Source organism: Williamsia serinedens (assembly GCF_024171725.1).
Lineage (GTDB): Bacteria > Actinomycetota > Actinomycetes > Mycobacteriales > Mycobacteriaceae > Williamsia_A > Williamsia_A serinedens.
Genome location: NZ_JAMTCG010000001.1, coordinates 634064 through 659549, shown reverse-complemented (window position 1 = coordinate 659549; position 25486 = coordinate 634064). Strand labels below are relative to the sequence as shown.

General features: G+C 69.0%; 27 protein-coding genes. 11 read left to right on the top strand and 16 right to left on the bottom strand.

Features of this window, described 5'->3' with window-relative positions:
• Positions 1-159: 159 nt before the first annotated feature.
• Complete coding sequence (locus LX12_RS03055) at positions 160-1644, top strand: APC family permease (protein ID WP_253653002.1); 1485 nt, start codon at positions 160-162, stop codon at positions 1642-1644.
• Positions 1645-1675: 31 nt separating this feature from the next.
• A complete protein-coding gene (locus tag LX12_RS03050) occupies positions 1676-3601 on the top strand; it encodes a primary-amine oxidase (RefSeq protein ID WP_253653001.1) in 1926 nt (641 codons plus the stop codon).
• A gap of 386 nt (positions 3602-3987) precedes the next feature.
• On the opposite strand, the gene LX12_RS03045 is transcribed toward LX12_RS03050, so the two are convergent.
• Positions 3988-4821: a helix-turn-helix transcriptional regulator gene (locus LX12_RS03045; protein WP_253653000.1), complete on the bottom strand. Its 834-nt coding sequence runs from the start codon at positions 4819-4821 to the stop codon at positions 3988-3990.
• A gap of 174 nt (positions 4822-4995) precedes the next feature.
• Between LX12_RS03045 and LX12_RS03040 the strand changes: the two genes are divergently transcribed.
• Positions 4996-5946 (top strand): SDR family oxidoreductase, encoded by a 951-nt coding sequence (locus tag LX12_RS03040; RefSeq protein WP_253652999.1) that lies wholly within the window; start codon positions 4996-4998, stop codon positions 5944-5946.
• A 109-nt stretch (positions 5947-6055) separates the two neighbouring features.
• On the top strand, positions 6056-6463 hold the full coding sequence (locus LX12_RS03035; RefSeq protein ID WP_253652998.1) for a hypothetical protein: 408 nt from the start codon (positions 6056-6058) through the stop codon (positions 6461-6463).
• Positions 6464-6480: 17 nt separating this feature from the next.
• On the opposite strand, the gene LX12_RS03030 is transcribed toward LX12_RS03035, so the two are convergent.
• The gene (locus LX12_RS03030; protein WP_253652997.1) at positions 6481-6942 is read right to left on the bottom strand and encodes a hypothetical protein; all 462 of its coding nucleotides are present in this window, start codon (positions 6940-6942) and stop codon (positions 6481-6483) included.
• 267 nt (positions 6943-7209) lie between these two features.
• On the bottom strand, positions 7210-8070 hold the full coding sequence (locus LX12_RS03025; protein ID WP_253652996.1) for a class I SAM-dependent methyltransferase: 861 nt from the start codon (positions 8068-8070) through the stop codon (positions 7210-7212).
• A 70-nt stretch (positions 8071-8140) separates the two neighbouring features.
• Here LX12_RS03025 and LX12_RS03020 point away from each other — a divergent pair, with 70 nt between their 5' ends.
• Together LX12_RS03020 and LX12_RS03015 are read left to right on the top strand one after the other, a co-directional pair.
• Positions 8141-8953 carry a class I SAM-dependent methyltransferase gene (locus LX12_RS03020; protein ID WP_253652995.1) on the top strand — a complete coding sequence of 271 codons (813 nt, stop codon included), beginning with the start codon at positions 8141-8143 and terminating at the stop codon, positions 8951-8953.
• Entirely contained in the window at positions 8944-9930 is a 987-nt protein-coding gene (locus LX12_RS03015) for a phytanoyl-CoA dioxygenase family protein (RefSeq protein ID WP_253652994.1), read from the top strand. Before LX12_RS03020 ends, LX12_RS03015 begins: the two co-directional genes overlap by 10 nt.
• Before the next feature lie 13 nt (positions 9931-9943).
• On the opposite strand, the gene LX12_RS03010 is transcribed toward LX12_RS03015, so the two are convergent.
• Positions 9944-10498, bottom strand: a complete 555-nt coding sequence (locus LX12_RS03010; RefSeq protein ID WP_253652993.1) for a YceI family protein — start codon at positions 10496-10498, stop codon at positions 9944-9946.
• 52 nt (positions 10499-10550) lie between these two features.
• Positions 10551-11126: a TetR/AcrR family transcriptional regulator gene (locus LX12_RS03005; protein WP_253652992.1), complete on the bottom strand. Its 576-nt coding sequence runs from the start codon at positions 11124-11126 to the stop codon at positions 10551-10553.
• Between the two features lie 121 nt (positions 11127-11247).
• On the opposite strand from LX12_RS03005, the gene LX12_RS03000 reads away from it, so the two are divergent.
• Positions 11248-12129 carry an SDR family oxidoreductase gene (locus tag LX12_RS03000; protein ID WP_253652991.1) on the top strand — a complete coding sequence of 294 codons (882 nt, stop codon included), beginning with the start codon at positions 11248-11250 and terminating at the stop codon, positions 12127-12129.
• A 97-nt stretch (positions 12130-12226) separates the two neighbouring features.
• The gene (locus LX12_RS02995) at positions 12227-12997 is read left to right on the top strand and encodes an SDR family NAD(P)-dependent oxidoreductase (protein ID WP_253652990.1); all 771 of its coding nucleotides are present in this window, start codon (positions 12227-12229) and stop codon (positions 12995-12997) included.
• A 25-nt stretch (positions 12998-13022) separates the two neighbouring features.
• Here LX12_RS02995 and LX12_RS02990 read toward each other — a convergent pair whose 3' ends face one another.
• On the bottom strand, positions 13023-14414 hold the full coding sequence (locus LX12_RS02990; protein WP_253652989.1) for an NAD(P)/FAD-dependent oxidoreductase: 1392 nt from the start codon (positions 14412-14414) through the stop codon (positions 13023-13025).
• A 50-nt stretch (positions 14415-14464) separates the two neighbouring features.
• Complete coding sequence (locus LX12_RS02985; RefSeq protein ID WP_253652988.1) at positions 14465-15610, bottom strand: epoxide hydrolase family protein; 1146 nt, start codon at positions 15608-15610, stop codon at positions 14465-14467.
• Positions 15611-15686: 76 nt separating this feature from the next.
• Between LX12_RS02985 and LX12_RS02980 the strand changes: the two genes are divergently transcribed.
• Entirely contained in the window at positions 15687-16469 is a 783-nt protein-coding gene (locus tag LX12_RS02980; protein WP_253652987.1) for a COG4705 family protein, read from the top strand.
• A 25-nt stretch (positions 16470-16494) separates the two neighbouring features.
• On the opposite strand, the gene LX12_RS02975 is transcribed toward LX12_RS02980, so the two are convergent.
• The 3 genes from LX12_RS02975 to LX12_RS02965 all read right to left on the bottom strand — a co-directional run bounded on the left by LX12_RS02975 (position 16495) and on the right by LX12_RS02965 (position 19392).
• Positions 16495-16752, bottom strand: coding sequence for a hypothetical protein (locus tag LX12_RS02975; RefSeq protein ID WP_253652986.1), 258 nt, complete (start codon positions 16750-16752; stop codon positions 16495-16497).
• A 172-nt stretch (positions 16753-16924) separates the two neighbouring features.
• Positions 16925-17680: an HD domain-containing protein gene (locus LX12_RS02970; RefSeq protein ID WP_253652985.1), complete on the bottom strand. Its 756-nt coding sequence runs from the start codon at positions 17678-17680 to the stop codon at positions 16925-16927.
• Positions 17681-17766: 86 nt separating this feature from the next.
• Positions 17767-19392, bottom strand: coding sequence for a bifunctional 3-(3-hydroxy-phenyl)propionate/3-hydroxycinnamic acid hydroxylase (locus tag LX12_RS02965; protein WP_253652984.1), 1626 nt, complete (start codon positions 19390-19392; stop codon positions 17767-17769).
• A gap of 185 nt (positions 19393-19577) precedes the next feature.
• Here LX12_RS02965 and LX12_RS02960 point away from each other — a divergent pair, with 185 nt between their 5' ends.
• Positions 19578-19886, top strand: a complete 309-nt coding sequence (locus LX12_RS02960; RefSeq protein ID WP_253652983.1) for a hypothetical protein — start codon at positions 19578-19580, stop codon at positions 19884-19886.
• Between the two features lie 39 nt (positions 19887-19925).
• Here LX12_RS02960 and LX12_RS02955 read toward each other — a convergent pair whose 3' ends face one another.
• The 3 genes from LX12_RS02955 to LX12_RS02945 all read right to left on the bottom strand — a co-directional run bounded on the left by LX12_RS02955 (position 19926) and on the right by LX12_RS02945 (position 22712).
• Positions 19926-20954, bottom strand: a complete 1029-nt coding sequence (locus tag LX12_RS02955) for an NADPH:quinone reductase (RefSeq protein ID WP_253652982.1) — start codon at positions 20952-20954, stop codon at positions 19926-19928.
• A 74-nt stretch (positions 20955-21028) separates the two neighbouring features.
• Positions 21029-21772: an SDR family oxidoreductase gene (locus LX12_RS02950; RefSeq protein ID WP_253652981.1), complete on the bottom strand. Its 744-nt coding sequence runs from the start codon at positions 21770-21772 to the stop codon at positions 21029-21031.
• A 61-nt stretch (positions 21773-21833) separates the two neighbouring features.
• On the bottom strand, positions 21834-22712 hold the full coding sequence (locus tag LX12_RS02945) for an alpha/beta fold hydrolase (protein WP_372504906.1): 879 nt from the start codon (positions 22710-22712) through the stop codon (positions 21834-21836).
• Positions 22713-22840: 128 nt separating this feature from the next.
• On the opposite strand from LX12_RS02945, the gene LX12_RS02940 reads away from it, so the two are divergent.
• Positions 22841-23416, top strand: coding sequence for a TetR/AcrR family transcriptional regulator (locus LX12_RS02940; protein ID WP_253652980.1), 576 nt, complete (start codon positions 22841-22843; stop codon positions 23414-23416).
• A gap of 31 nt (positions 23417-23447) precedes the next feature.
• On the opposite strand, the gene LX12_RS02935 is transcribed toward LX12_RS02940, so the two are convergent.
• From LX12_RS02935 to LX12_RS02925, 3 genes are all read right to left on the bottom strand, one after another.
• Positions 23448-24044, bottom strand: a complete 597-nt coding sequence (locus LX12_RS02935) for a hypothetical protein (RefSeq protein WP_253652979.1) — start codon at positions 24042-24044, stop codon at positions 23448-23450.
• 403 nt (positions 24045-24447) lie between these two features.
• On the bottom strand, positions 24448-25059 hold the full coding sequence (locus tag LX12_RS02930; protein WP_253652978.1) for a hypothetical protein: 612 nt from the start codon (positions 25057-25059) through the stop codon (positions 24448-24450).
• A gap of 55 nt (positions 25060-25114) precedes the next feature.
• Positions 25115-25342: a hypothetical protein gene (locus LX12_RS02925; protein ID WP_253652977.1), complete on the bottom strand. Its 228-nt coding sequence runs from the start codon at positions 25340-25342 to the stop codon at positions 25115-25117.
• Positions 25343-25486: the final 144 nt, after the last annotated feature.

The window sequence follows — 25486 nt, the reverse complement described above, 5'->3', positions numbered from 1 at the left end:
GCTGGCCGTGTCGCGCGCTGGGACGGCCTGTGGTCGGGCGTCCCACCGTCGGCGCAGACGCGTTACCGGCAAGCAACGGTGCCGCCTCGACGCCCCGCCAGGGTTGTCGCCACACGGGTCGCCTCCGCGTGCGACCACCGACACCGGGGAGAACCACCTATGGCAACCGAGATCGCGCCGGCCGGCGCACCTGTCCCCGTCGCGGGGGCTGCACCACACCCGCCCACACGAACCGGCGCGCTCAGAGGATCGCTGGGCGTCGGGTCGATCGTCTTCATGGTCGTCGCCGCCGCCGCACCGCTGACCGTGGTCGGTGGGGCGGTCCCGATCGCGATCCTGCTCGGCAACGGCGCGGGGGTCCCGATGATGTTCCTGGTGTCGGCGATCGTGTTGTTGTTCTTCGCTGTCGGCCTGAGCACCATGTCGCGTTTCGTGCCTCGCCCCGGCGCGTTCTTCACCTACGTCGGGTACGGCCTGGGTCGTCCCATGGGGCTGGGGACCGCCCACCTCGCGCTGCTCACGTACACGCTCATCCAGGCTGCGGTCTACGGCTATCTCGGCGGCGCCCTGCAGAGTTCGATCGTCGATCTCGGTGGGCCGTCGGTCCCGTGGTGGACGTGGAGTCTCGTCGTCGTCGCCGTCACCGGCTACCTGGGATACCGCGACATCGAGCTGAGCAGCAGGGTGCTCGGCGTGCTGCTCGCCGCGGAGGTCGGCATCGTCCTGCTGCTCGACGTCGCGGTGATCGTGAAGGGAGGGCACTCGGGCCTGAACGCGGAGTCGTTCACCCCGAACCAGTTCCTGTCGGGCTCCCCGGGCATCGGTCTGATGTTCGCGGTGGCCGGGTTCATCGGGTTCGAGTCCACCGCGATCTTCCGCAGCGAGGCCCGCGACCCCGACCGGACGATCCCGCGGGCCACCTATGCCGCGGTCGCGATCATCGGCGTCTTCTACACGCTGTCGTCGTGGTCGCTCGTGCAGGCATGGGGCGTCGACAAGGTGGTGCCCGCGGCCGCCGCCGATCCCGCCGGGATGATCATGGCCACCGCACGGGACTACCTCGGGGGATGGGCTGACGTGACGGTCCACGTCCTGCTGCTGACGAGCCTGTTCGCGTGCATCCTGAGCTTCCACAACGTGATCACCCGGTACCAGCACTCGATGGCGTCGGCGACCGCGATGCCGTCGCGCTTCGCTGCGGTCCATGGTCGACACCGCTCACCCCATGTGTCCTCGCTGGTGCAGACCGCCACCGCCGCCGTCCTGGTCGCCGTGTTCGCGGCGTGCCGACTCGACCCCGAGTTGCAGGTGTTCGCCTGGTTCTCCGGGATCGCCACGCTGGGCATCGTCGTCCTCATGGCGCTGACCTGTCTCGCCGTGATCGTGTACTTCCGACGCAACCGGTCCGCGGTCGGGGCGTGGCAGTCGCTCGTCTCACCGGTGCTCGGACTCGTCGGCCTCATCGCGATCCTCGTGATCGTGGTGGCCAATTTCGCGACCCTCATCGGCGGATCCTCCACCCTCGCCGACATCTTCATCGCCCTGGTGGTGCTCAGCATCGTGATCGGCGTCGTCCAGGCGCGCATCATCGCCCGACGCGATCCCGTCGCCTACGACACCCTCACCGACGCAATCTCGCTCTGACCGACCCTGACCCCCGACCGGAAGACGGACCATGACCACATTCGACACCGCCCCCACCACCGCGACCGGTGTGCTCGGCAGCCTCACGGCCGACGAGATCCGCATCACCCGTAAGGCTCTCGCCGACGCCGGGCTGCTCACCCCGACCACACGATTCGTCTACGTCGGCCTGGACGAGCCGGACAAGGCTGACGTCCTGGCCTTCCAGGCAGGTGAGGCGCCGGCACCGATACGGAGATCGCGGGCGCTCCTGCTCGACATCGCAACCGGCGACAGCTCCGATGCCCTGGTCGATCTCGAGGCCGAGACGGTCACGGCGCGGGCGATCGACGCCGCGGTGGGTCAGGTCCCGATCCTCGACGAGGAGTTCGAGATCGTCGGGCAGTTCTTGGCCGGCGAACCGCGCTGGATCGCGGCGCTGGAGGCCCGCGGCATAGATCCGGCGACGACCGTCGCGGTGCCGCTGTCCGCGGGTACCTACGACCTGCCCGGCGAGGAGGGCCGGCGGATGGTCCGCTCGTTCGCGTTCGTCATGGACCACCCGAAGGACCACCCCTGGGCACACCCCGTCGACGGTCTCTGCGCCTACGTCGACATCATCGCCCGCGAGCTGGTCGACCTCATCGACTATCGCGTCTACGACGTGCCGCGCGAGTCCGGCAACTTCGACGATCCCGCGGTCGCCGGCCCGCCGCTCGAGGGACTCACGCCCATCGAGATCACCCAGCCCGAGGGACCGAGCTTCACCGTCGACGGGGAGCACATCGAGTGGGCGAACTGGAAGCTCGACATCTCGTTCGACGCCCGCGAAGGGCTCGTGCTGCGTCAGCTGAGTTACCTCGACCGCCCGGTGATGTACCGCGGGTCGATCAACGAGATGGTGGTGCCCTACGGTGATCCCTCCCCGAACCGGTTCTGGCAGAACTACTTCGACACCGGTGAGTACGTCTACGGCCGCTACACCAACTCGTTGACGCTCGGCTGCGACTGCCTCGGCGAGATCCACTACTTCGACGCCGTGCTCGCCGACGAGCAGGGCAGCCCGCGGGTCATCGAGAACGCGATCTGCATGCACGAGGAGGACTACGGCACGCTGTGGAAGCACAGCGACATCTTCACCGGGTCCAGCGAGGTCCGCCGACAGCGCCGGCTCGTGATCAGCTTCTTCACCACCGTCGGCAACTACGACTACGGCTTCTACTGGTACCTCTACCTCGACGGGACGATCGAGCTCGAGGCGAAGCTCACCGGTGTCGCGTTCACCGCGGCGTACCCACCCGAGGGCTCGCCCTACCAGAGTCATGTCGCCCCGGGTCTGGGACTGCCGTACCACCAGCACCTGTTCAACGCCCGCCTCGACATGACCGTCGACGGTGTGGCGAACGCCGTCGACGAGGTCGATGCGGTGACCGTTCCCGTCGGCGACGACAACCCGTGGGGCAACGCGTTCACCATGCGCGCCAGCAGGATCGGGTCGGAGCGGGACGGGGTCCGTCGTGCGAACGCGGAGGTGGGTCGCACCTGGCACATCGCGAGCACCGAGAGGACCAATCGGATGGGTGCGCCGACGAGTTACGCCCTGCACGCCCAGCAATCGCCCACGCTGCTCGCCGATCCCACGTCGTCGATCGCGAAACGGGCACCCTTCACGACGAATCAGGTGTGGGTGACGCGCTACGACGTCCACCAGCGGTACGCGGCCGGCGATTTCGTCAACCAGAGCGACGGGTCCCAGGGGGTCGTCGGGTACATGGCCGACGACCGTCCGCTCGACGGCGAGGACATCGTCGTATGGCACACCTTCGGCCTCACGCACTTCCCGCGTGCCGAGGACTGGCCGGTGATGCCGACCGACTACGCCGGGTTCACGTTGAAGCCCTACAACTTCTTCGACGCCAACCCGGTGATGAACGTCCCGCCGTCGACCGCTGCGCACTGTGACCACGGTTGCTCGTGACGGCGATCCGGTGCAGGCCTTCCGCGGCCTGCACCGGATCGGTGGGGCGGTCGCCGCCGTGTTGGCGGTCGCCGCGGCGGCGGTCCATGTCGCGATGGTCACGACGATGCCGAGCCCGGTCCACGTCGCGCTGCTCGCCACGGCCGTCGGTTGCCTCTGGTGCGGGGTCGGTCTCGCCAGATCACCCCACCTCACGAGGTGGGTCACGACGGCGGTCACCGAGGCGCTGATGCTGGGCGCCCATCTCGCCATGTCGGGTTCTCGTGGGGGGCACGTCGGGCACGGGATGACCATGCCGTCGGGGTCGTCGGGTTCGGCGCTGACGACGGCGTCGATGGCGATCGCGTCCGCCGGTCTCGCACTGGCGGTGGTTGCGATCTGGGCGCTCACCCCGACGGTGCGAGCGCCGGGAGCATTTGCAGCATCTCGTGCGAGCGCGACCCCGGGATCGCGGTGTACACGAGCAGGTAGTGGGACTGTGACGGGTCGATGAGGGTCTGGCAGGCGAGCTCGAGGGGGCCGAGCTGCGGGTGGACGAGGTGCTTCACCTCGAGGGGGCGGATCCCGACCTCGTGGCGCTCCCACACGGCACGGAACTCCTCGCTCTCGCCGAGCAGCAGGTCGGCCAGGTCCGCACCGCGCGACGGTCTCCCGCGGACGGCGATGTTCTCCCGCAGGCCGGAGGCGAACATCCGGGACAGGAACGCGTGGTCCTCCTCGGCGTAGAGGGCCCGCGTCGCCGGATCGGTGAACCAGCGGTAGCCCAGGCTCCGCGACGGCCCGGTGTACCGGGTGAGGTCACCGGTGAGAGCGACCCCGAGCGGGCTCTGCCGCAGGGTCTCTCCGAGTTCGGTGACGATCTCGGCCGGGGTGTCGTCGAGCCTGTCGAGGATCCGTAACAGTCCCGGGCCGATGTGGTCGCCGGACGCGCCCGTGGACGGCGGTCGGTGGCCGGCCAGTCGGAACAGGTGGTCGCGCTCGGCCATCGACAGGTGGAGCCCCTGGGCGATCGACGCCATCATCTGTTCCGACGGGTTCGGCCCGGTACCGCGCTCGAGCCGCGCGTAGTAGTCGGTCGACATGTGGCACATCGCCGCGACCTCCTCGCGCCGCAGACCGTCCGTCCGCCGGCGCGCACCCCGGGGGAGCCCGACGTCCTCCGGCTGCAACGCGACTCGGCGACGGCGGAGGAACTCGGCCAGTCCGGGGCGGTCGATCACGGTCGCACCTCGACGATCATGCCGACGATTCTCGCCGCAGCCGTCGAGGTGAGCCACGCCTTGTCGATCCACCCCTCGGCGCGACGCCTCGGTCAGGTGGGGTGGATCGGCGGGTCCTGGCTCCGAGATGCACCCGGGATCAGGGTGGGGGGACACGACCTCGAAGGAGCTCCCATGGCACGCACAGTCGACATCACCGTCCCCGACCTGACCGACCGTCGTGTCGTGCTGACCGGGGGAAGCGACGGCATCGGTCTCCACATCGCGGCCCGGCTCGCCGCCGCGGGAGCCGATCTCGTCCTGCCTGTCCGCAACCAGGAGAAGGGCCGTGCCGCCGTCGAGCGTATCCGTGCGCAGTCACCGGGCGCCCGGGTCGCGCTACGTGAACTGGACCTGTCCTCGCTGTCGTCGGTCGCTGCTCTCGCCTCGGCACTGCGTGAGGAGGGGATCCCCGTCGACGTGCTGCTCGACAACGCGGGGCTGATGACGCCGCCGTCACGACAGGAGACGGCCGACGGGTTCGAGGTGCAGTTCGGCACGAACCACCTCGGGCACGTCGCACTGATCGCCGGTCTGATGCCGCTGTTGCGAGCCGGTCGCGCGCGCGTCGTGTCGCAGATCAGCGTCGCCGCGAACCGGGGGTCCATCAACTGGGCCGACCTGAACTGGGAGCGGTCCTACGACGGGATGGCCGCCTACAGCCAGTCGAAGATCGCCATGGGCCTGTTCGCCGTCGAGCTCGGTCGTCGCAGTCAGGCGCAGGGCTGGGGGATCACGAGCGTCCTGGCGCATCCCGGCGTCGCGCCGACGAGCCTGCTGTCGGCGCGGCCCGAGGTGGGTCGCGACGACGACACGCGATCGGTGCGCCTGATCCGGTGGCTGTCAGCCCGCGGACTGGTCGTCGGCACCCCGCAGACGGCAGCGCTGCCGGCGCTGCTCGCCGCGACCGATCCCGACGCCGTCGACGGGACGCTCTACGGGCCGACCGGCCTGGGGCACCTCGGCGGCGTCCCGGGCACCCAGAAGCTGTACTCGCGTCTGGAGTCCACCGCCGACGCTGCACGCATCTGGGAGGAGTCGCAACGCCTCGTCGACGTCCGGTTCCCCACGTCCGCGGAGGCCTGACAACGCGCGAGGCGCGAATTCTCAGGTTTCGCTCATCTCCACGGGAAATACCTGGTGACGCTCGCTGTTGAACATGTGGTCCAGATCACACGCGCAGGAGGTTCGCGCCATGGCCGTCACGATGAGTTTTCACGCCCCGCATCTGCACCACAAGCAGCCGATGAGCGCCGCCCGGATGCGGCGCGCGCGGTTGCGACGGGCCGCGGTCTGGGGGCAGGTCGGATGGGCCGCGTTCATGCTGGGATCGGCCGCGCTGGCGCTGGGGCTGGCCGGTCTCGCGACCGGACTCACCGTCCCCGGGATCGTCGCGCTGGCGGTGTGGGTCGTGGCCTACGGCGTGGTGATCTACTCGATCCGTGCTCGCGCGATGGCCAAGGGTGACCGCACGCTGCAGGAGCACATCGCCCGCATCAAGCGGCAGCACTACCGGCAGTACTACCCGGCGACCTCGACCGCCACGTCGAGCCGGGAGCCGTACCGCAAGCCGTGCTCGCTGTTGACCCCCGGCGCCGACTGACGGTCCGTTCTGGTCGGTCAGGCCGAGATCGTCGCCGCGCCGGGCAGTCCGAAGCCCGCCAGCGCGCCCCCGATGGCGATCAGTCCACGCCCCGTCGTGACCCGGACCGGCGACGATGCCAATGCCGGCACGCTGACCGTCCCGGTCGCTCCGGTGGACAGGTTCACCCACGCCACGTTCGCGGGCACCTCGATCGGTCCGCCCGTGCACGAGGGTGTGGGTACGTGCGGCGGTGTGCAATACGGACCGAGGGACAGAGCGAGCACGCCGGGCGCCTCCCGGACGACGTGGATGGTCTCCAGCCCGAACGGATACGGATCGGAGAAGAACAACCACTGCGACGGGATGTCCACGGACACCTGCGGTACCGCGGTCGCGGGTGACGCCGCGGCGTGACCCGCCGCGGTCGTCGACGCGGCGATCGCGGCTGCGGTGGCGATCGTGCGGAGGGTCCCAGCAATTCCTCGGCGTGTTCTCATGATGACCTCCGGTCGTCCTGTTCATCCGTACGACCGGAGATCGTCGTCGTTCCCGCAGTCGTTACCGTTGCTACCCGTGTGTCGTCGGATCGACGACACCGGTGCCGGTCGCCACACCACGCTGGTCGACCGCATGAACGCGGTGTAACGCGAGTACTTCAGCGAGCCGCACCCGGCCCGCTCGACCGTGTTGGCGCCGTTGTCGAACCCGGATCTGCGCGTCGCGATCGAGGCGGTCGCCCACATCCCGCGATGACCGCCCGCGGCTCAGTGCCGGATCGCGCGGAACACGTCTACGGGGTGGGGGACACGGGACGATCCATCCCGGGCGGGGACCGCCACCGCCCGCAAGTAGGCGCGCACGGGGTCGCGCAACTCCGGGGTGAGGCGCGCCTGGACCGCGAAGTCCAGCACCTCGTCGGTGGTCGCGAGGAGGTCGACGAGCGCGTCGAGGGTGACCGCCTCCTCGAGGATGATCCCGACGTCGGCGAACGCCTCACCCACGTCGGCGCTGAACCACTGCCGGTGGTTCTCCTGCGGCGGCGCCAGCACGTCGACGAGGGCGTTCAGCGCCGCCTTGGGCGCGTTCAGGACCCACAGCTCCCCCCCGGGACGGAGCAGCGCGAGGGCCGCGCGCAAGGCGGTACCGACGTCGGCGACGTAGTACATCGAGTGCACGAACACGACGACGTCGAACATCTCGTCCAGCGAGACGTCCGCGAACGCCGCGACGTGGACCTCCGCGCTGACCTCCGGCGCGTCGAGCGACGACATCCGCTCGACGAACAGCGCGGCGCTGCCCTCCCACGGCTCGACGCCCACGTAGCGCACCGGACGGCCCGGCGCGGCGGCGACGAGGCCGGCGGCCAGCCGCGCGTCGAGCGAGCCGTCACCGCATCCGACCGACAGGATCGACAGTGGTCCGTCACCCATCCCCGCCAGACGCCCGGCCAGGTGACCTGCGATGAGGCCGCGTTGGTCCGACAGCAACTCGAAGGCGGCGTGGTCGCGCGCGTAGGTGGCGGGTTCCAGCGCGGGGAGTGCCACGGCACCCCGTCGAGCGGTCCGGAGGTCGTCCAGGAGATCGGCCGCGATCTCGGTCGGCGGGGGAGTGGCTAGGCTCGTCACCAGATCGAGTGAACCACGACACATCGATCACGGGGGTCGATACCGCATCCATGACGAATCGAGAACTGGTGTGAGCGCCGAGGACACAGCCGAGCGGAGTCTCGCGCACTGGAGCGAGGCGGGCCGGGCGGAGATGGAGGCGTTCTACGCCCTGGCCACCGAGGACTATCGGCAGCTGGCCGCGGCAGCGGACTGGCCACGACTGCTCGCCGACCACGCACACGACGGGTGGTCGCTGCTCGACGTGGCCTGCGGCAGCGGCAAGTTCCCCACCGCGTTGCGGCGCCACACGGACCTGTCCGTGGTGCCCGACGTCGCCTACGACCTCCTCGACCCGTCGGACTTCTCCGTCGCCGAGGCCAAGGCTGCGCTCGGTCCGCCGTTCGTGGCCCGCAACGAGCTCGTGACGACCCTGCAGGACCTGCCCGCGGAGTACGTCGGCTACGACGTCGTGTGGGCCACGCACGCGCTCTACGCGCTGCCCCCGGCCGACCTGGACGCCGCGGCGGAGCGTTTCGTCGCCGCACTGGCCCCCGGTGGCCTCGGTCTCGTCGCGCAGGCGGCCGCGGGGTCGCACTACCTCGCGTTCTACGACGCCTTCCGTGCCGGGATCCACGATGCGACGCCGTACACGACCGCGGAACAGGTGCGCGACGCGCTGGGTCGCGCAGGCGCCGACGTCCGCGACCAGCGCATCACCTACACCACGAGCACGTCTGATCGCGGTGTGGCCGAGGGGTTCCTGCAACGCTGCGCCTTCGACGACACCGTGTCGCTGGAGGAGATGGAGGCGGCGCCCGTGCTGGGCGACTACCTCGCCTCCTGTCGCGACACGTCCGGTTCCTACACCTTCTCCCACGAGGCGGCCCTGCTGTGGCTCTGAGCGACCCGACGACGAATGACCGACTGCCCGAGCAGAACCGCGGCGGCGGTATCGACCAGGACTGGGCCGGCGACGACCAGGACTGGTGGGACTGGTACGTGACGTTGGCCGCCAACGACGCGGTGCCGGCCGACCTCGTCGACGGTCCGGGTCTGCCGGACGTCGCCCCGGCGAGCGACGAGCAGGTCGAGCGTGAGCTCGCCGAGCCCTACGACCTCGATCCGACCGTGGTGGAGGCATTCGCCCGCGACGCGTTCGTCCGCCTGCCGGGTGTCCTCTCACCGGCCGTGGTGCGCCGGCTCGCCGAGCGCCTCGAGGAGCTGCTGCACGCGGAGCACGGAGACGACGTCGCGGGCAGATTCACGGCGCTGGAACAGATGTGGCTCCACGACGACCTCATGCGTGCCGTCGCCCTGTCGCCGCGGATCGGGGGGCTGGCGGCCGCACTGCTCGGCGAGCCCGCCGTCCGGCTCTACCACGACAACGCCCTGTCGAAGGAGCCCGGCTGCGGCCGTACGCCCTGGCACCACGACGCCGAGCACTTCCCGCTGCAGACCACCCAGGCGGTCACGGCGTGGATCCCCATGTCGGCCATCCCCGGTCGGATGGGTCCGTTGTCGTTCGCCCGGGGTCGAGACGTGCTGGCCGAGGTGTCCGACCTGGAGTTCGACAAGGTCGGTACGTCCTACGACGAGGCCGTCGCACGGCGGTTCGTCGAACGGGAGGTCGCGGTCGAGGCCGGGCCGTTCGCGGTGGGTGACGTGTCGTTCCACTCCGCGCTGTGTTTCCACACCGCGGGGCCCAACCTCACGACCCAGCCGCGTCGCGCGCTGGCCACCACCTACTTCGCCGACGGTGCGCGCGTTGTCGATTCACCCACCCTCATCAGCGGAACATGGCGGGAGTTCCTCCCGGGGATCGAACCCGGTGGTCTCGCGGTCTCCGACCTCAACCCGGTGGTCGGCCGCTCCGCATGAGGTCCGCCGACGATCAGTCGTCGGCGGGCACGGTGGCGGTGAAGGCGACGGTGACCTCGTCGACCACCTTCATCGCGCCGAGCAGTTGCGAGTAGGGCTTGACGTCGAAATCCGTCTGCCGCACCACCGATTCCGTCGACAGCCGTCGTGTCGCGCCGTCCTCCTCGACCGTGAGCTCGACGGTGTGGTCACGGGTCACCCCGTGGATCTCGAGAGTCCCGCGCAGGCGCATGCCGGATCCCGTGGTGTCGATCGTGTCGGCGCGGAACACGATGCGCGGGTGGCGCTTCGCATCGAGCGTCTTGAGTGCGTTGGACCGCGCGACGGCCTTCTCCGGGCCCAGCAGCGGGGTGACACCACCCTCTCCGTGCACGACGTCGAGCGAGTCCACCTCGGCCGTGAGCTCGACCGAGGTCGGGCGATCATCGTCCCCGCGGACGTCAGCGCGCCAGCGGGTGACCTCGATCGTCAGACGGTGACCCATCGTGGCGGCCTTGCCGGTCACGTCGGTACGGATCTCGAGCACTGCGTCGTCGGTCGGTGTGAGAGTCCAGCGCGGATCGGCCATGCCGCCACGCTACGTGCGCGGCCGGTGTGAGCGGCGTCCGCCCGCGCCGGGGTCACTCCGACAGCAGTGGGCGCAGGTCGGCCAGCAGCTGATCGAGGTGTCGGCGGACGAGGGCGGCGAGGTCGGTGTCGTCGTCCGTCCGCGCCCACTCGGCGAACCCGCGGTAGTACGCGCGCGTGCCGATGTCGGCGAGAACGCCTGCGACGCCGTCGTCCACACGTTCGGCGAGCGCGGCGGCCAGTGCGGCGCTGATCGCGGACCGCTTGAACGCCGCGCGTTCCTGGAGTTCCGCACTGGTCGCCGTGATCGCCTCGGCACGTCGGCCGATCTCCCGCTGTTCGGGAACGTGATCCTCGGCGAGTGCGTCGAGCCCGGTCCGCAGCGCGTCGATCGGATGCGCCCCGGCCGGTGCGCCCCGGACCGCGGCGTCCGCGGTGGCGACCGACGCGGCCTGCCCCTGGAACAGGATCTCGCGCTTGTCGGCGAACTGTCGGAACAAGGTCGTCTTCGTCAGGCTCGCGCGCTCGGCGATCTGGGCCGCGGTGGTCGCGTCGTAGCCCTGCTCGGCGAAGAGGTCCAGCGCAGCGTGCAGCAGCCTGCCGCGCGCGTCGGGTTCCCACCGTGCCATGGCCGTCAGCCTACGTGATGACACTCGGTCACATCAGCGTGTACGCTCGATGTTACCGAGTCACATCACGTGTTCGGATCTCGTCGCGGAGTGTCCGGCGAATCGACCAGGAGGAATCACCATGCGCGTGTTCATCACCGGGGCATCGGGGTGGATCGGGACCGCTCTGACGCGGGACCTCGTCGCGTCCGGACACGAGGTCGTCGGCCTCGCCCGCTCGGAGGCGTCCGCCGAGCGGATCGCCGCGCTCGGCGGGACCGCCGTCCGCGGGGACATGGGCGACCACGATCTGATCGTCGCCGAGGCGGGGCGCGCCGATGCGACCGCCCATCTCGCGTTCACGCTCGACTTCTCCGAGTTCGACGAGGTGGTCGACAACGAGGTGCGACTGCTCGGTGCGATCGGTGACGCGCTCCAGGGCTCGGGGAAGGCGTTCTTCGCCTCGTCCGGTACGCCGACCAACCTCGGATCGCTGTCGACCGAGCGTGATCCGCTGGACCCCGACGGGCCCGCCGGCGCGCGGGCGAAGACAGCGGATGCCGTTCTGGCCCTGTCGGATCGCGGGATCCGATCCGGTCTCGTCCGGATGCCCAGGACCGTGCACGGGCAGGGTGACCGCAACGGTCTCATCACCGCCCTCGTCGGACTCGATCGTCAGCTGGGTGTCGCCGCCTACGTCGGCGACGGCAGCAACCGGTGGCCGGCGGTCCACGTCCTCGATGCGGCGCACCTGTTCCGACTGGCGCTCGAGAACGCCCCCGCGCGAGCGGTTCTGCACGCGGTCGCCGAAGGGGGTGTCGCGATGGGCGACGTCGCGTCGGTGATCGCCCGCAAGACCGGGCTCCCGCTGTCCGATGTCGACCCTGCCGAACTCGGGGTGTTCGGTGCGCTGCTGGGTGGTGACCAACCGGCGTCGAGTGCACTGACGCGCGAGCAGATGGGCTGGGAGCCCACCGGTCCGTCGTTGCTGGACGATCTCGACGCCGGTCATTACACGTCGTGAGTCGGGTCCCGGTGGCGCCTCTGTCGCAGGGTGGGACCGTCGATCCCCCGATGACGACTCCCTGGTCGCAGTACGGGGCCATGCGCACGGTGGGGACATGACCACCTCACCTGACCCCACCACATCCACCACGACAGCACTCGTCACCGGCGGGAGCCGCGGACTGGGGCGAGCCACCGCGCTCGCCCTGGCCGATGCCGGTGTCGACGTCGTCGTCACCTACCGGAACGGCGCAGGCGACGCCGACGCCGTCGTCGGCGAGATCGGGGCCCGAGGCCGGCGGGGGACCGCGCTGCGGCTCGACACGACCGACATGAGCTCGTTCCCGGCGTTCCGAGATGCGGTGCGTGACCGACTTCCCGACGGGCGATTCGACATCCTCGTCAACAACGCGGGCACGGCGCTGTACAGCCAGCTCAGCGAGGTCACCGAGGACGAGGTCGATCAGGTGCTTGCAGTGCACCTCAAGGGGCCGCTGTTCCTCACGCAGACCCTGGAACCGCTTCTGCGTGACGGCGGTCGGATCATCAACGTCTCGACTGCGCTCACCCGTATGGCCTTTCCGCGATCGGGTCCGTATGCCGCGGCGAAGGGGGCGCTCGAGGTCCTCACGCGCTACCAGGCTCTCGAGTACGGCGAGCGGGGGATCACCGCGAACGTGGTGGCGGCGGGTGCGGTGCCCACCGATTTCGGTGGCGGCCATCTCCGTTCGGATCCGGGCCTGCAGCAGGTGATGATCGACTCCGCCGCTCTGCGGCGACTGGCCACTCCCGAGGACATCGGTTCGGCCATCGTCGGACTCGCGACCGCGTCGGGGTCGTGGATCACCGGTCAGCGGATCGAGGCGTCGGGAGGCGTGCGTCTCTGACCTTTGTGCGGGCGGTTGGGGTCGCTCAGTCGACCTCGGCGAGAAGGCGGCGGAGGTTGTCCACGGCACCGGTCATGTGGCGGACGATGGTGCGCAGCACGCCGATCTGGGCAGGTGTGGGCGCACCGGTGAGGCCGGTCTTCACGCTGTTCAGTCGGGCATCCTCCAGCCACGACGCGATCCTCGGTTCTCCCGCCCACCGGATGGTGCTCTCGGTGTTGACGAGTGTCGTTCGCAGCCAGTCGATGTCGGCGTCCGGGGACGGGATCACCGCGCAGAGGACGTTCTTCTCGGCCTCGTCGGTGTACACCGCCTCGACATGCGCCACCATGGCGGCGCTGAACACCTGCTGACAGGTCCGGACGCTCTGCAGGGTGATGCGGTCGCCGTCGAACACGGGTTCCGGGGACCGTCGCCGGAATCCGTCTGCAGTGCAATCGACGTGCACCACGTCGCGGGACGTGGGGATCGACCCGTCGTCCAACTCGATGGCGTCGAGACCGACGGCGCGGACGCGACCCGAGCGCACGACGCCGGAGATGGTGCGCAGTTGTTCCAGCTCGGCCTTCGTCACCGTGGCACAGCGGTACATGGTCGGTGTGACGTCGGGATCCAGTCGGAGCAACTGGCCGGTCTCCTCGAGCCGACGGAAGAGGTCGGGCACCGACGTCGCCAGCGCGGAGGCCTCCAGTTGCAGCGCGTACCCGCCGACGGTGCTCTCGAAGCTGTCCTCCACGGGCTGGATGTTGCGTCGGTCGAGGAACCAGGAGTCGCGCGGCATGATCCATCGGATCGAGTCCGGGTCGATGCCGGCGTCGAGCAACCAGAGACAGGCGTCGATCCCGGTCTTGCCCGCTCCGATCACGACGTACTGCGCGTCGTCACGGACCACGTCGGGCAGCGCGTTCGGGGCGACGCACACGGCCCCGTCGGCCACGTCGTACGACGGTGGGCGCATCGAGGGCACGGTGACCTCGCTGTGCGCCGCGTCGACCGTCTTCGCCGCTCGGATCCGTTGCCGCGCACCGCCGGCGCGAGGCACCACGTCCGATCCGTCGAACTCGTGCTCGGGGAGCCAGTGCACTCGGCCGGTGGGGAGAAATCGCTCCTGCATCACCCGGTCGAAATAGGCGACGACCTCGGCGCCGGAGGCGAGTCCCTGCAGTCCGGCGTTGCCGCCCTCGGTGTCGAGGCGGCCCACACCGAGCGCCAGTGAGTTCACGCCGTAGAACGCCGACGGCTGATGCAGTCGGACGAACGGGTAGGCCCGGTTCCAGTGCCCGCCCGGTCGGCTGTACCTGTCGACGAGGGCGACGGTCGCCGTCGTCTCGGCGAGGAGGGTGTCGACGAACGCCATCCCGACGGCGCCCGCGCCGACGACCAGATAGTCGACCTCGATGTCGTCGTCGCGCTCCATTGCATCGACTATGCCACGCGTGAGGTGAGCCACACCGGCTCCGCCGAAGATCAGTCCAGCGTTCGGCTCCAGGAGCGGATCTCGTCGACGAAGGAGGTGGGTTGTTCCAGGGCGGCGAAATGTCCGCCGCGGCTCAGCTCGTTCCAGTAGGTCAGCGAGGGGTAGTGCTTGCGGGCCCAGCGTTCCGACGTCCTGTTGATCTCCTTCGGGAACATCGAGATGCCCACGGGCACGCCGATGTCCGACTGCCAGGACGACCGCGGCGCCTCCCAGTAGAGACGTGCCGACGACGCTCCGGTCGCTGGGAGCCAGTACATCATCACGGCGTCGAGCATCTGGTCGGGCGTGAGGATGCTCGTCGGGTCGCCGTCGTGGTCGGTCCAGTCCCAGAACTTCTCGACGATCCAGGCCGCCAGGCCGACGGGGGAGTCGACGAGCGAGTAGCCGATGGTCTGTGGACGGGTCGACTGTTCTTTCATGTAGCCGGTCTTCTCGCGCCGGTGCCGTCGCAGATGGGCGATGATCTCCTGCTCCGCCTCGGTGGGCTCGTCGTCGCGGTCCGGTTGCGCCAACGGCATGTTGAGATGGATCCCGGTCAAGTGCTCGGTGTCCACCGCGCCGAGCGCGCTGGTGACGATCGATCCCCAGTCGCCGCCCTGGGCGGCGTACCGCTCGTACCCGAGCGTCGCCATGAGTTCTGCCCAGGCCCTCGCGATTCGACCGACTCCCCACCCGGTGGACGTCGGCTTGTCGCTGAAACCGAAGCCCGGCAACGTCGGCAGCACGAGGTGGAACGCCGGCTGGTCGGCAGCCGGGGCGGTCAAGGGCTCGATGACGTCGAGGAACTCCAGCACCGACCCCGGCCACCCGTGCGTCATCAGCAACGGCGTCGCGTCGGGACGCTGCGATCGGACGTGGATGACGTGGACCGCGAGCGCGTCGTCCCCGCCACCCCGGACGGTGACGCGGAACTGGGGGAGCTCGTTCAGTCGACGCTCGATGCGACGCCAGTCGTACCCATGCAGCCAGTGGTCGACCAGTCGCCGTAGGAAGGCCTCGGGCACACCCTGGCTGGTGTCGTCGACCGTTTCGGGCTCGGCCCACCGGGTGCGTCCCAATCGGTCGGCCAGGTCGTCGAGATCGGCCTGGGGTACGTCGATGCGAAACGGGGTCACGGCGTCGTCGAGAGCGCTCATCACCTCAGTGTGCGCGCGACAGCCGCCCGCCGATCGTTCAGCGTCCTCTCAGCGTGGCCGTGCGACCCTCCCCGGCATGACGTCCGCCGATCGCAACGCCACCGGTTCCGCCACGCCCAGCCGATCAACCGGCGAATGGCTCCGGGTCCCCGAGGTCACGGTCCTGTTCTGGGTCATCAAGGTGCTCACCACCGGCATGGGGGAGACGCTGTCGGACTTCCTGGGGACCCATCTCCCAGAGGTCCTGGCGGGTGCCCTCATCCTTGCTGCGTTCCTCGCCGCGTTTGCCATCCTGTTCCGCGCCGGCGCGTTCCGTGAGTGGAGATATTGGCTCGCGGTGAGCATGGTCAGTGTGTTCGGCACTGTCGTCGCCGACGTCATCCATGCCGTCGGCGTCCCGTACATCGCCTCGAGCATCGCGTTCGGGGTCGCTGTCGCGGGCATCCTGGTTCTCTGGCATCGCGACACCGGCACCCTCGACGTCCACGCCATCGTCACCCGCCGCTCGGAGCTCTGGTACTGGGCAACCGTGTGCGCGACGTTCGCGCTGGGCACCGCTCTGGGCGACTGGACCGCGGCGTCGCTCGGCCTGGGCTACCTGGCGTCGACGATCCTCTTCGCCGTCGCGATCTGCATACCGCTGGTCGCATGGCGACTCGGGATGAACGCTGTCGCGGCGTTCTGGGCGGCGTACGTCCTCACCCGACCGCTCGGTGCGTCGGGTGCCGATTGGCTCGCCGACACCAAACACGGAGGTCTGGGATGGGGTACCGGTCCGGTGACCGCCGGCTGGATCGTCGCGATCGTCCTGCTGACGGCAGTTCTCACCCGCCAGGACCGACACCGCGAACACGTCTAGGCCCGACCCCGTGCTCGTCGTTCGTTCACGACGTACAGGGTTCCAGCCCGTAGCGCGACTGCAGGGCCTCGATGTGGTGCCGCGTCTCGTACAGCTCCAGACGCCGCTGCTTCGCGTCGTCGACGAGTCGTTGACGTCGGCGGGCGAGAGGATCAGCCGCGGACGCCTCGAGCGCTTCGACCTGCTGCGCGAGTTGCGTGGCCAACGCCTCCAGATGACCGACGAATGCGATCGCCTGGGCACGGCTGGGATCGGCTGGGGGGTCGGTCTCCGCGTCGGACACCAGCCGACGGTAACGCCGTGCGTGCGGTTCTGCGCCCGAGTCCGGTGTGATCCGTGTGATCGACACCGGCGCGCCGACTCGGCCCTGCGCTCGCGGACGTTCGTGGTCGTCGGCGATCGTGGCGACGACGGCCCGCGTGATCGGACGGGTCACGAGGTGCGTGCCGGTTGCCTCACTGCATCGGGGCGATACGCACGAGAGTGAGCATCATGGCGTAGCGCCTCAACCATGCGGCGCGGCCGTCCGGCACCGCGCGCGACTCGGTCTTCCATGTGGCCGCGATGTCTCTCTTGAACCCGTCACGCGGCTGCTGCGCGAGAACCGCGTCGACGAAGTCTTTCCGCAGCTCGTCCAGTCGTAATCCCAGGAGATCGAGGACGGCGCCTGCCCCCACGAAGCCACCCTCGCCAGACAGGTCGTCGTACCCGCCGACGGTGACATGTCCCGACACCTCGGCTCCGATGCGTCGCGCACGCTCCGGCGAGACGTCGTGCGCCACCGCGAAGGCCTCGGCCCTCTCGCCGCCCGCGACAGCGAAGCACCGTCCGCCAGGCGCCGGGTCGCCGAGGTGCAGGTCGTGCAGCATCGAGGCGACGAACACCGCCTCGTCGTCGATCGAGATGCCGTCCAGGCGCGCCAATGCGGTGCCGAACAGGAACACGCGATAGGAGTGGTTCACGAGGAAGGAGGGGATGGACTCATGTGCCATCTCCTGGGCATCGCGGGCGAGTCGCGAATCAGGCAGGCGGAGGGTGTCGAGATCGAAACCCCCGTGACCGCGCCGTCCAAGGACCAACCGCGCGCGCAGACCGGGATACTTCAGCACGGTCTGCACCAGTGGCGTGAACAGTGCGCGCTTCTGGGCGCTGGTCAGCACCCCACCGGTCTGGATGGCCCAGGAGTAGTCGATTCCCGCGGGTGCCGGCATGACGGAGCCTTCCTCGATCAGCAGTCACAGCTGACGGGCCCACGCATGACCTCGGGCGTCCGCGGCGGGCTCGGCGGTGCTGCCGACTATGCCGTCTGCACCGGGCTGCTGTCGACCGCCGAGTACCTCGGCGCAGGGAGTGGCAAGTCTGCGGCGCGACAGGCGGCGCTGTGCACGTAGCGATCAGGTCGCACGACGAGGAACCGCACCCTGCGTTCCCGCATCCAGTCCCAGAGCTCGCCGACGGGGTCGCCGAGTTCTCCGTCCGCGACGACAGACGTCCCGGGGCGGATGGTGACCAGCCGGGGCTCGAACGTCTTCCAGGCGGCGAGGATGTGGCGGGGGATCTCGGTGGACGGGTTGCGACCGAGTCCGAGGATCGCCCAACCCGGTCCGAGGGCTTCGTCGATGCGGTGTTGCACGATCCCCGGGGAGGCGACTGTCGCCGCCTTCAGCAGGTGCCCGACAGCGGGGCTGCGGTCTCGGCCGGCGTCGGTGAAACCCGGGCTCAGCCTGGGTGGGCGGGCCATTCGTCCCACGAGGAGTCGCCCCGGGCTCGTCGGGGCAAGTGCCCGGACCGAGATGTCGCGAGCGCGGGCCACGATTCGGTTGGGCGGCATGACCATTCGGCCGAACATCTCTGCACGCCGCAGCATGGCGTCGTGATGGGCTTCGCGTTCGGTCTGATAGGTGTCGAGAAGCGCCGGGTCTGCGCGGCCGGCGACGACGTCCGAAAGCTTCCACATGACGTTCGCGACATCACGGAGAGCACCGGAGATGCCTTGTCCGGCGAACGGCGGCATGACGTGCGCGGCGTCACCGGCGAGAAGTACCCGTCCGATGCGCCAGCGCGCAGCCTTGCGAACGTGGAAGGTGTAGGTCCAGGTGCGCTTGATGTCGATGTCGTCGGGACTGATCCCCTCCGCCCGCAGCATCGACCAGATCGTCTCGTCGGAGAGCATCTGCTCGACGGTCTCGCCCTCGTTGATCCGCCACTCCCAGCGGAAGTGACCACCGGGACACGGGCAGCGCACGCCGGGGCGTTCCGGGTTGCAGAGGAAGTCGAAGTGCGGATCGAACGGCAACGGTCGCTTCACTTCTGCCTGGATGTCCATCCACTGTTCGGAGTAGGAGGAGCCGGCGAAAGTGCCGCCGACGGCCTTGCGTGTCGGACTGCTCCCACCGTCGCACGCCATCACATACCGAGCGCGGATGCGTCGTGTCGCGCGTTGTCGTCGGGTGGGGACGATGTCGACGGTGACCCCGTCGCTGTCCTGGTCGACGAGGCGCCCCTCGTGCCCCGTGATGACCTCCACGTCGTCGTAGCGCGAGACGCCTCCGCGTAGCGTGCCCTCCAACCAGGGTTGGTAGAAGAAGTTCGCCAGGGGGTCACCGCATTCGTCGGTCGGTGCGGTCGGCGTCGACAGGAACGGTCGACCGTCGACGCCGATGAACCGGGCAGTGACACCCATGTGCATACGCGCGGTGATCTCGTCGTAGAGCCCGATGGCACGGACGACACGCAGCGCCTGGTCGTCCATCGCGATGGCTCGCTGGCGGGGGTACACGTCCGTGTCTCGTTCGATCACCACGGCGCGCAGTCCGAACTGGCCCGCGAAGTTCGCGGCCGTCGCACCCGCCGGACCGAAACCGATGATCGCGAGATCAACGGTGTCCTCGCATGCCGGGCTTACGGGGTTGTCGATGGTCACTGCGCGCTCCTGTCCTACGGGGTCGCCGACGGGCTGAGCACGCCATCGCGGGGCCCGGGGCTGGTGTAGGTTCTCATCATAAGTGAACGAATCGTCACTTATTGCGTCATCTGGGTCAAGCACGGAGACCCGTCGACGACGCGACACCGCACGCTCTGCCCCACGAGTAAGGGGAACGACGGCTGATGACCGACTGGCTCCACGCCGCTGAGGCGGTGGTTTCCTCGCCGTGGCTGTACGTCATCCTGGTCGGTGTCTCGTTCGTGGACTCGTTCCTGCCCGCGATTCCGAGTGAGCCCGTCGTGGTCGCGGCGGGCGTCCGCAGTAGCGGTGCTCACGTGGACCGTGTTCGTCGTCATGACGGGTATCCAGCCGGGTATGCGCTGCAGGACAACGCGTTCGCGGCATTCGTTGCAGGCCTCGTCGCCGCCGTTGTCGTCACGGCGGTGCTCCGGCTCTCGCGTCGCCTGACGGCCGGCGGAGCGACCGGATAGTTGCCCGCGGCGCGAACCGAGCCGGCCGCGTGGGTGACCTCAGCTGTCGATGGTGAGTACGACGCGTCCGCCGGGTCGGCCGTTCTCGATCAGTTCATGGGCGGCGGCGATCTCCTCGAGGGGGAACTCGCGGATGGGGCCGACAAGCTGAGGACTGTCGGCCGCTGCCGCCGAGAGTTCCTGCGCTGCCGCGTTCTTCGCAGCTGCGGGGAAGTCGTCGCTACCGAGCAGTCGGATCGACACGTTGGCGAACAGCAGGGGCCACAGTGGGATGGTGGGACGTGCGTCAGGGCTGCCGTAGGCCGCGATCACGGCATCGTCAGCCACGATCCGAGAGTCGAGGTCCACGTTGGCCGACAGTGCGACCTCGATGATCCTGTTCACGCCCGCGGGTGCGGCCTCGTGGACCCGTTCCTCCACTCCGGCTGCAGTGGAGACCACGACGTCGGCGATTCCCGGCCCGACGCGGTCGATGTCGGTGTCTCTGCGGACGGTGCCGATCACGGTCGCGCCACCTCGTCGCGCGAGCTGCGCCGCCAGGGATCCGACAGCGCCGAGGACGCCATGGACCAGCACGACGGCACCGTCGACCGGGCCGTCGGCGAACACGGCGCGATGCGCGGTGATGCCAGGGATGCCCAGGCAGGCGCCCACCGCGTTGGAGACGGCATCGGGGAGTTCGATCGCGCGGTCGTCGGGGACCACCGTGGACTGTGCCGCTGTGCCGAAGTCGCGGTAGGACTGGGCGCCATGAACCCACACCCGGCGGCCCACCCGCGCGGGGTCCACGCCCGGGCCCACGGCTTCTATGAATCCGGCTCCATCGCTGTGCGGCACGATCCGGTCGAACGCCATCGGAGCACCCAGCCATGCCTGCCGCTTCTTGACATCGCCCGGGTTGATGCCCGAGTGGGTGAGCCGCACACGCACCTCGCCGTCACTGGGGGTTCGCTCGTCGAGATCGCCCAGCTGCAACACCTCCGCGGCCGGGCCCTGACTCTCGTAGAACGCCGCACGCATGTGGTCACCTTTGCAGTCGGCGTCGATGGTGGTTCGTTCGAGCCACATCCAAACTACTTTCCATGGAATGTATTCGCGACCCGGGTCGTGGTCGGGCGCCGGGCCGATGTGACGCCGGCCGTTCAGTCGGCGGCTGCCGGTGACGGACTGGTAGTCGTCGGCGGGGCGGCGAGCTCGGGGTAGAGCGCTTCGACGGGGCTCGCGAGTGCGGCTTTCACCGAGGCGGTGAGGTCGTCACCGATCACCTCGTAGCCGCCGGCGAGAAGGGTGTCGTAGACGGCCGCCACGAGGTCTTCGGGGCGAAGTTTCGGTCCCGGGGCGCCCGCGGCCATGGGGGTGTCGACGTACCCCATGTGGACACCGACGACATGCACGCCTGTCGTCGAGAATTCGAGTCGCAGCGCGTTGGTCGCCGACCAGAGAGCGGCCTTGGAGGCGCTGTAGGCACCGCCGAAGGCGTACCAGCTGGCCACAGAGTGCACGTCGACGAGTGCGGCGTTCTGCGCGGAGTTCAGTGTCGAGGCGAAGGCGCGCGCCAGCAGCACCGGGGCGAAGAAGTTCGTCTCCATCGTGGCGCGCAGGTCAGCCTCCTCGAGGTCGAGCAGGCTTGCCGTCGGTGGCAGTGTTCCCGCGTTGTTGATCAGGATCGTGGTGTCGGCCGCCCTGGCGACAGCGTCGGCGCGGGAGCGCGTGTTTGTGACGTCGAGTGCGATCGGCACGATGCGGTCGTCACCCCAGTCGCGCGGTCGCCGGGCTGCGGCATAGACCTTGCGCGCGCCGCGGGCGAGGGCCTGCCGGACGAAGTGTTCGCCGAGGCCGCCGTTGGCGCCGGTCACGAGGACGACGGCGTCGTCGATGGTGGGCATGTGTGACTCCTTCTGTGGGGATGGTGGGACGTCGCCGCCTGATCGCGACGGCGGGGGTGACTCAGCTCGTCAGGAACAGCAGGACGTCGGACACGAATTCGCGGTGAGCCTGGAAGATCCCCCCATGGCCGGCGTCGCCGTAGATGTGCAGCACCGCATCGGGAAGTCGTCGGGCGAGATCGTGGGAGTTGCTGGTGGGCACCATCCGGTCGTCGTCGCCGTTGACGACGAGCGCCGGGCGGGTGATGGTGCTCAGATCCGCCGGGGTGCTCGTGCCCCAGGTGTGGATCGCGCGGAGCTGGGCCCGAAACGTTCTCAGCGACACGGCTTTGTCGCGCTGGGTCGATCTCTCCTCGAGCCGCGCGATGAATTCTCGTCCCGCCGCCTTGCCGTTGTCGGTGCGGGTGAAGAACAGGTTCTGCTTGGGGTCTTTGCCCGTCAGCAGGGCGGTGATGCTGTCGGCGATCGTGATCCGGGTGACTCTGTCGATGCCGGTCCCGCCGGCGGGACCTGTCCCGGCGAGGACGATCCTGGCGACGAGCTCGGGCCGACGCTCGGCGATGACCTGCACGAGGAAGCCTCCGAGGGAGAAGCCCAGGAGATGCACCTTCATGAGGCCCAGTGCCTCGATGAATGCGATCGCGTCGTCGGCCATCGCCTCGATGCTCGTCGGGGTGCGGCCGGCAGACGCGCCGACGCCGCGGTTGTCGAACGTGATCACGTGGTGGAACGCGGCGATCCCGTCGACGACGCGGGGATCCCAGTTGTCCAGGTTCGCGCCGAGGTGGTTCAGGAACACCACGGGGACGCCGCCTGTCGGGCCGTACTCGCGGTACACGAACGGCGTGCCACCGACGGTGACCGTCTGTGTCGGGACCGTGGCCCACGAGACGTCGGCACCTCCCGGTGTGAATCCGCGTCCGGTGTCGGTGTGCGTCACAGCTGCCTCCTCGGCATGGAAACTGATCGGTGTACCGAGGACGGTAGCGGGCTCGGCCCGCCTTGTAAACTGATCGGTTTTCGGGCACGCTGGGCACACGGTGACGACACGACAGATCGGTGGGTGAGATGACGACGACGCGGGAGGCGGCGGCGCAGACTGCCGGGCGTCCGAGTCCGCGCGACCGTATCCTCGCGGCTGCGGCGACGCTGTTCTACGTCGAGGGCATCAACGCGACCGGTGTCGAGTTGATCGCGGATACGGCCGAGGTGTCGAAACGCACTCTGTACAAGTACTTCCCGAGCAAGACCGAACTGGTGAAGCAGTACCTCGTCTTCTTGTTGGATGGCGTCTCCGACCCTCGGTCGGGCGGCGGTGACGACCCTCGCGAGCGGCTGCTCGCACTGTTCACGGTGAAGGGCCGTCGCGATGGCCCGTTGCGGGGCTGCCCGTTTCACAATGCCGCAGTCGAGGCGGCGTCAGCGATGCCCGAGGTCGCGGAGTTCGTCCACGTCCAGAAGCGGGCATTCGCCGAGGCGATCATCGACCTGTGCCGCGACTGCGGGGTGGAGGAGCCGAGCCTCCTCGGTCGCCAGATCGCTCTGATCTACGAAGGCGCCGCAGCACTGTCCACGTCGTTGGACGACGACGACCCGTGGACCCTGGCCAAGACGACCGTCGAGATGCTCCTCGACCAGGCGTGAATTCGGACGGTGTCGCCTCGGCCGTCCGGTGTCACGTGTTGTCGCGGGGCTCGAACCGTGGCCGCGAGGTGCGCTGTGCCAGTAGGTGGATCCCGTAGAGCGCGGCCGTGATGACGAGTGCAACCAGGATCCCGACAACAGGGAACCACAGGCCGATGGGAGCCCATTCGCGGTCCCAGAGGCCCTCTGTCAGGGGAGTGGTGGTCGCTCCCGCGTCCGATCCCTCCTCGGTTCGCACGAGTACGGCCGGTCGTCGCTCGTCGGTCAGCCACAGAGTGGCGATGGCGACGCAGATACCTGTGGCGGTCGCAGCCGATGCGAGCGTGAGCCACGTCGCCCACGGGCCCGACCTTAATGTGAGCAGGGCCCAGACGAGCGTCCCCACGGCCGTGGCGACGACAATCCCCGTGGCGGGCAACAGGAGTAGGCCCGGCCACCACTGTGGTCCTGCGACCACATTCAGAGGGCCGGTGAACACAAGGCCCGTGCTCCCGGGTGGCGTGGGTGGGGGGTCGGCGATCACGACAAGTCGGCGGGTGGCGTAGCGCCACCCGACCGCCCCGAGTACACCGACAGTCACCCCGGTGACGACGAGGATGCCGACCAGTGTGCGCAGCGTGAGCCTCACGCTGAGGAACGTTTCGAACATCCACGGGAGTGCGCCCGAACTCGGTACTGAGACCCCAAATCGGGAACGTGGCCACCACCATCGCGAGGTCTCACGCCCAGCCGCAAGTGTGTGTCGGCCCGCGAGCACTCGGAGATCCCAGCTTCGGCGAGCACCAGCATTCCTGCACACTAGTACGGGCTCGGTGCTGCCGAGACTGTCGAGGGAGGGTGATTGTGCGTGATGCGGCGCTTCGGCGGGGCCGCGGGATGAATCGAGACCGCTCGACGCCCGTGCACGTAGCAAAGGACACTGCGACGCAACATATCTCAGTTAGTTCAACTCGTCCCAGTTCACTGGTACTGAGACGTGTCAGGTTGAGACTGACAGATCCTCGCGGGTCAGCGGGCGGTTGAAAGGCTCGTCAGAACCAGAGGGGTGGTCCTACTGTTCGGTCTTCGGGTGGGGTGACATCGATGCGGTTCTCGGTGCCCAGAACGTAGATTGCCGGGAGAGTGGCGGCGATGGTGGCGAAGTGGGGGTCGATGTCATCGGCGATGCACCAGGCGCGGTCGGCGGGCCAGGTGAACGCCGGATCCGGGAGCTCGGATCGTGGTGACGCCCTCGGGCTGTGGGTCTCCCAGGAGAATAGGTCCGAGTCGCCGGTGAACAGGTGGTAGCGGCGAACGACGCCGAACCGGTCGTCCTTGAGCAACACCTGAGCGGCGCCGGCGGTGTCGTACGAGCCCGGCCAGCCGTCCCAGATGAGGAAGTACAGATTGTCGGGGGTGGCTGTGTGGGTGGCGAGGTGTTCGACGGCGACCGCGAGTTGCCAGAGCTCGGTCGGTCCTGGCCCGTCTGGGGTGAAGTCGACGTCGCTGTGCTTTTCGCCGGGGAAGGCTGGGTCGCGGATGAAGCGCAGTCGAGCGTAGGCCTCAAAGCCCGTCGACCCGCTAGTGACGAGGTCGAACCAGTCGCAATCCGAGGCCAGCAGCCAGTCTGCTGCTGTCTTGTCCGGGCAGGGGTGCACGCTCACGTGCCGAGGTTGTCATCTCCGGCGCTGTGCTGTCGCCACATTCCGGGTCGCGGTGTCAGCGGGAGGCGGGGCCACCGAAGTAAAGCCGAACTCGAACGGTGTGCTCGACGGTTCTGTTGTCGTGGGGGAGGCTGCCGGTGACACTGACGTCGCCGGTGGAGACGGCTCCAACGCGGCCGGCCTCTTCGCGCACGGCCTTCTCGATGCGCTCGCTGAGTTCAGGACCGTGGAGGTGCGCCGGCAAGACGATGTGAAACGTTGCGTGGTTGGTCTTCCTACTCATAGGTCCACTGTGGCGTCAGGGAGCAACTCTGGAATTGGATTGAACGCACCGGCGAGATCACGGGCTTCGCGGTGATGACGACATTGCCAGCACCGTGTTGGCAGCGACTGCGAACTCGCACTGGTCGGCTCGCTGCCGACCGCG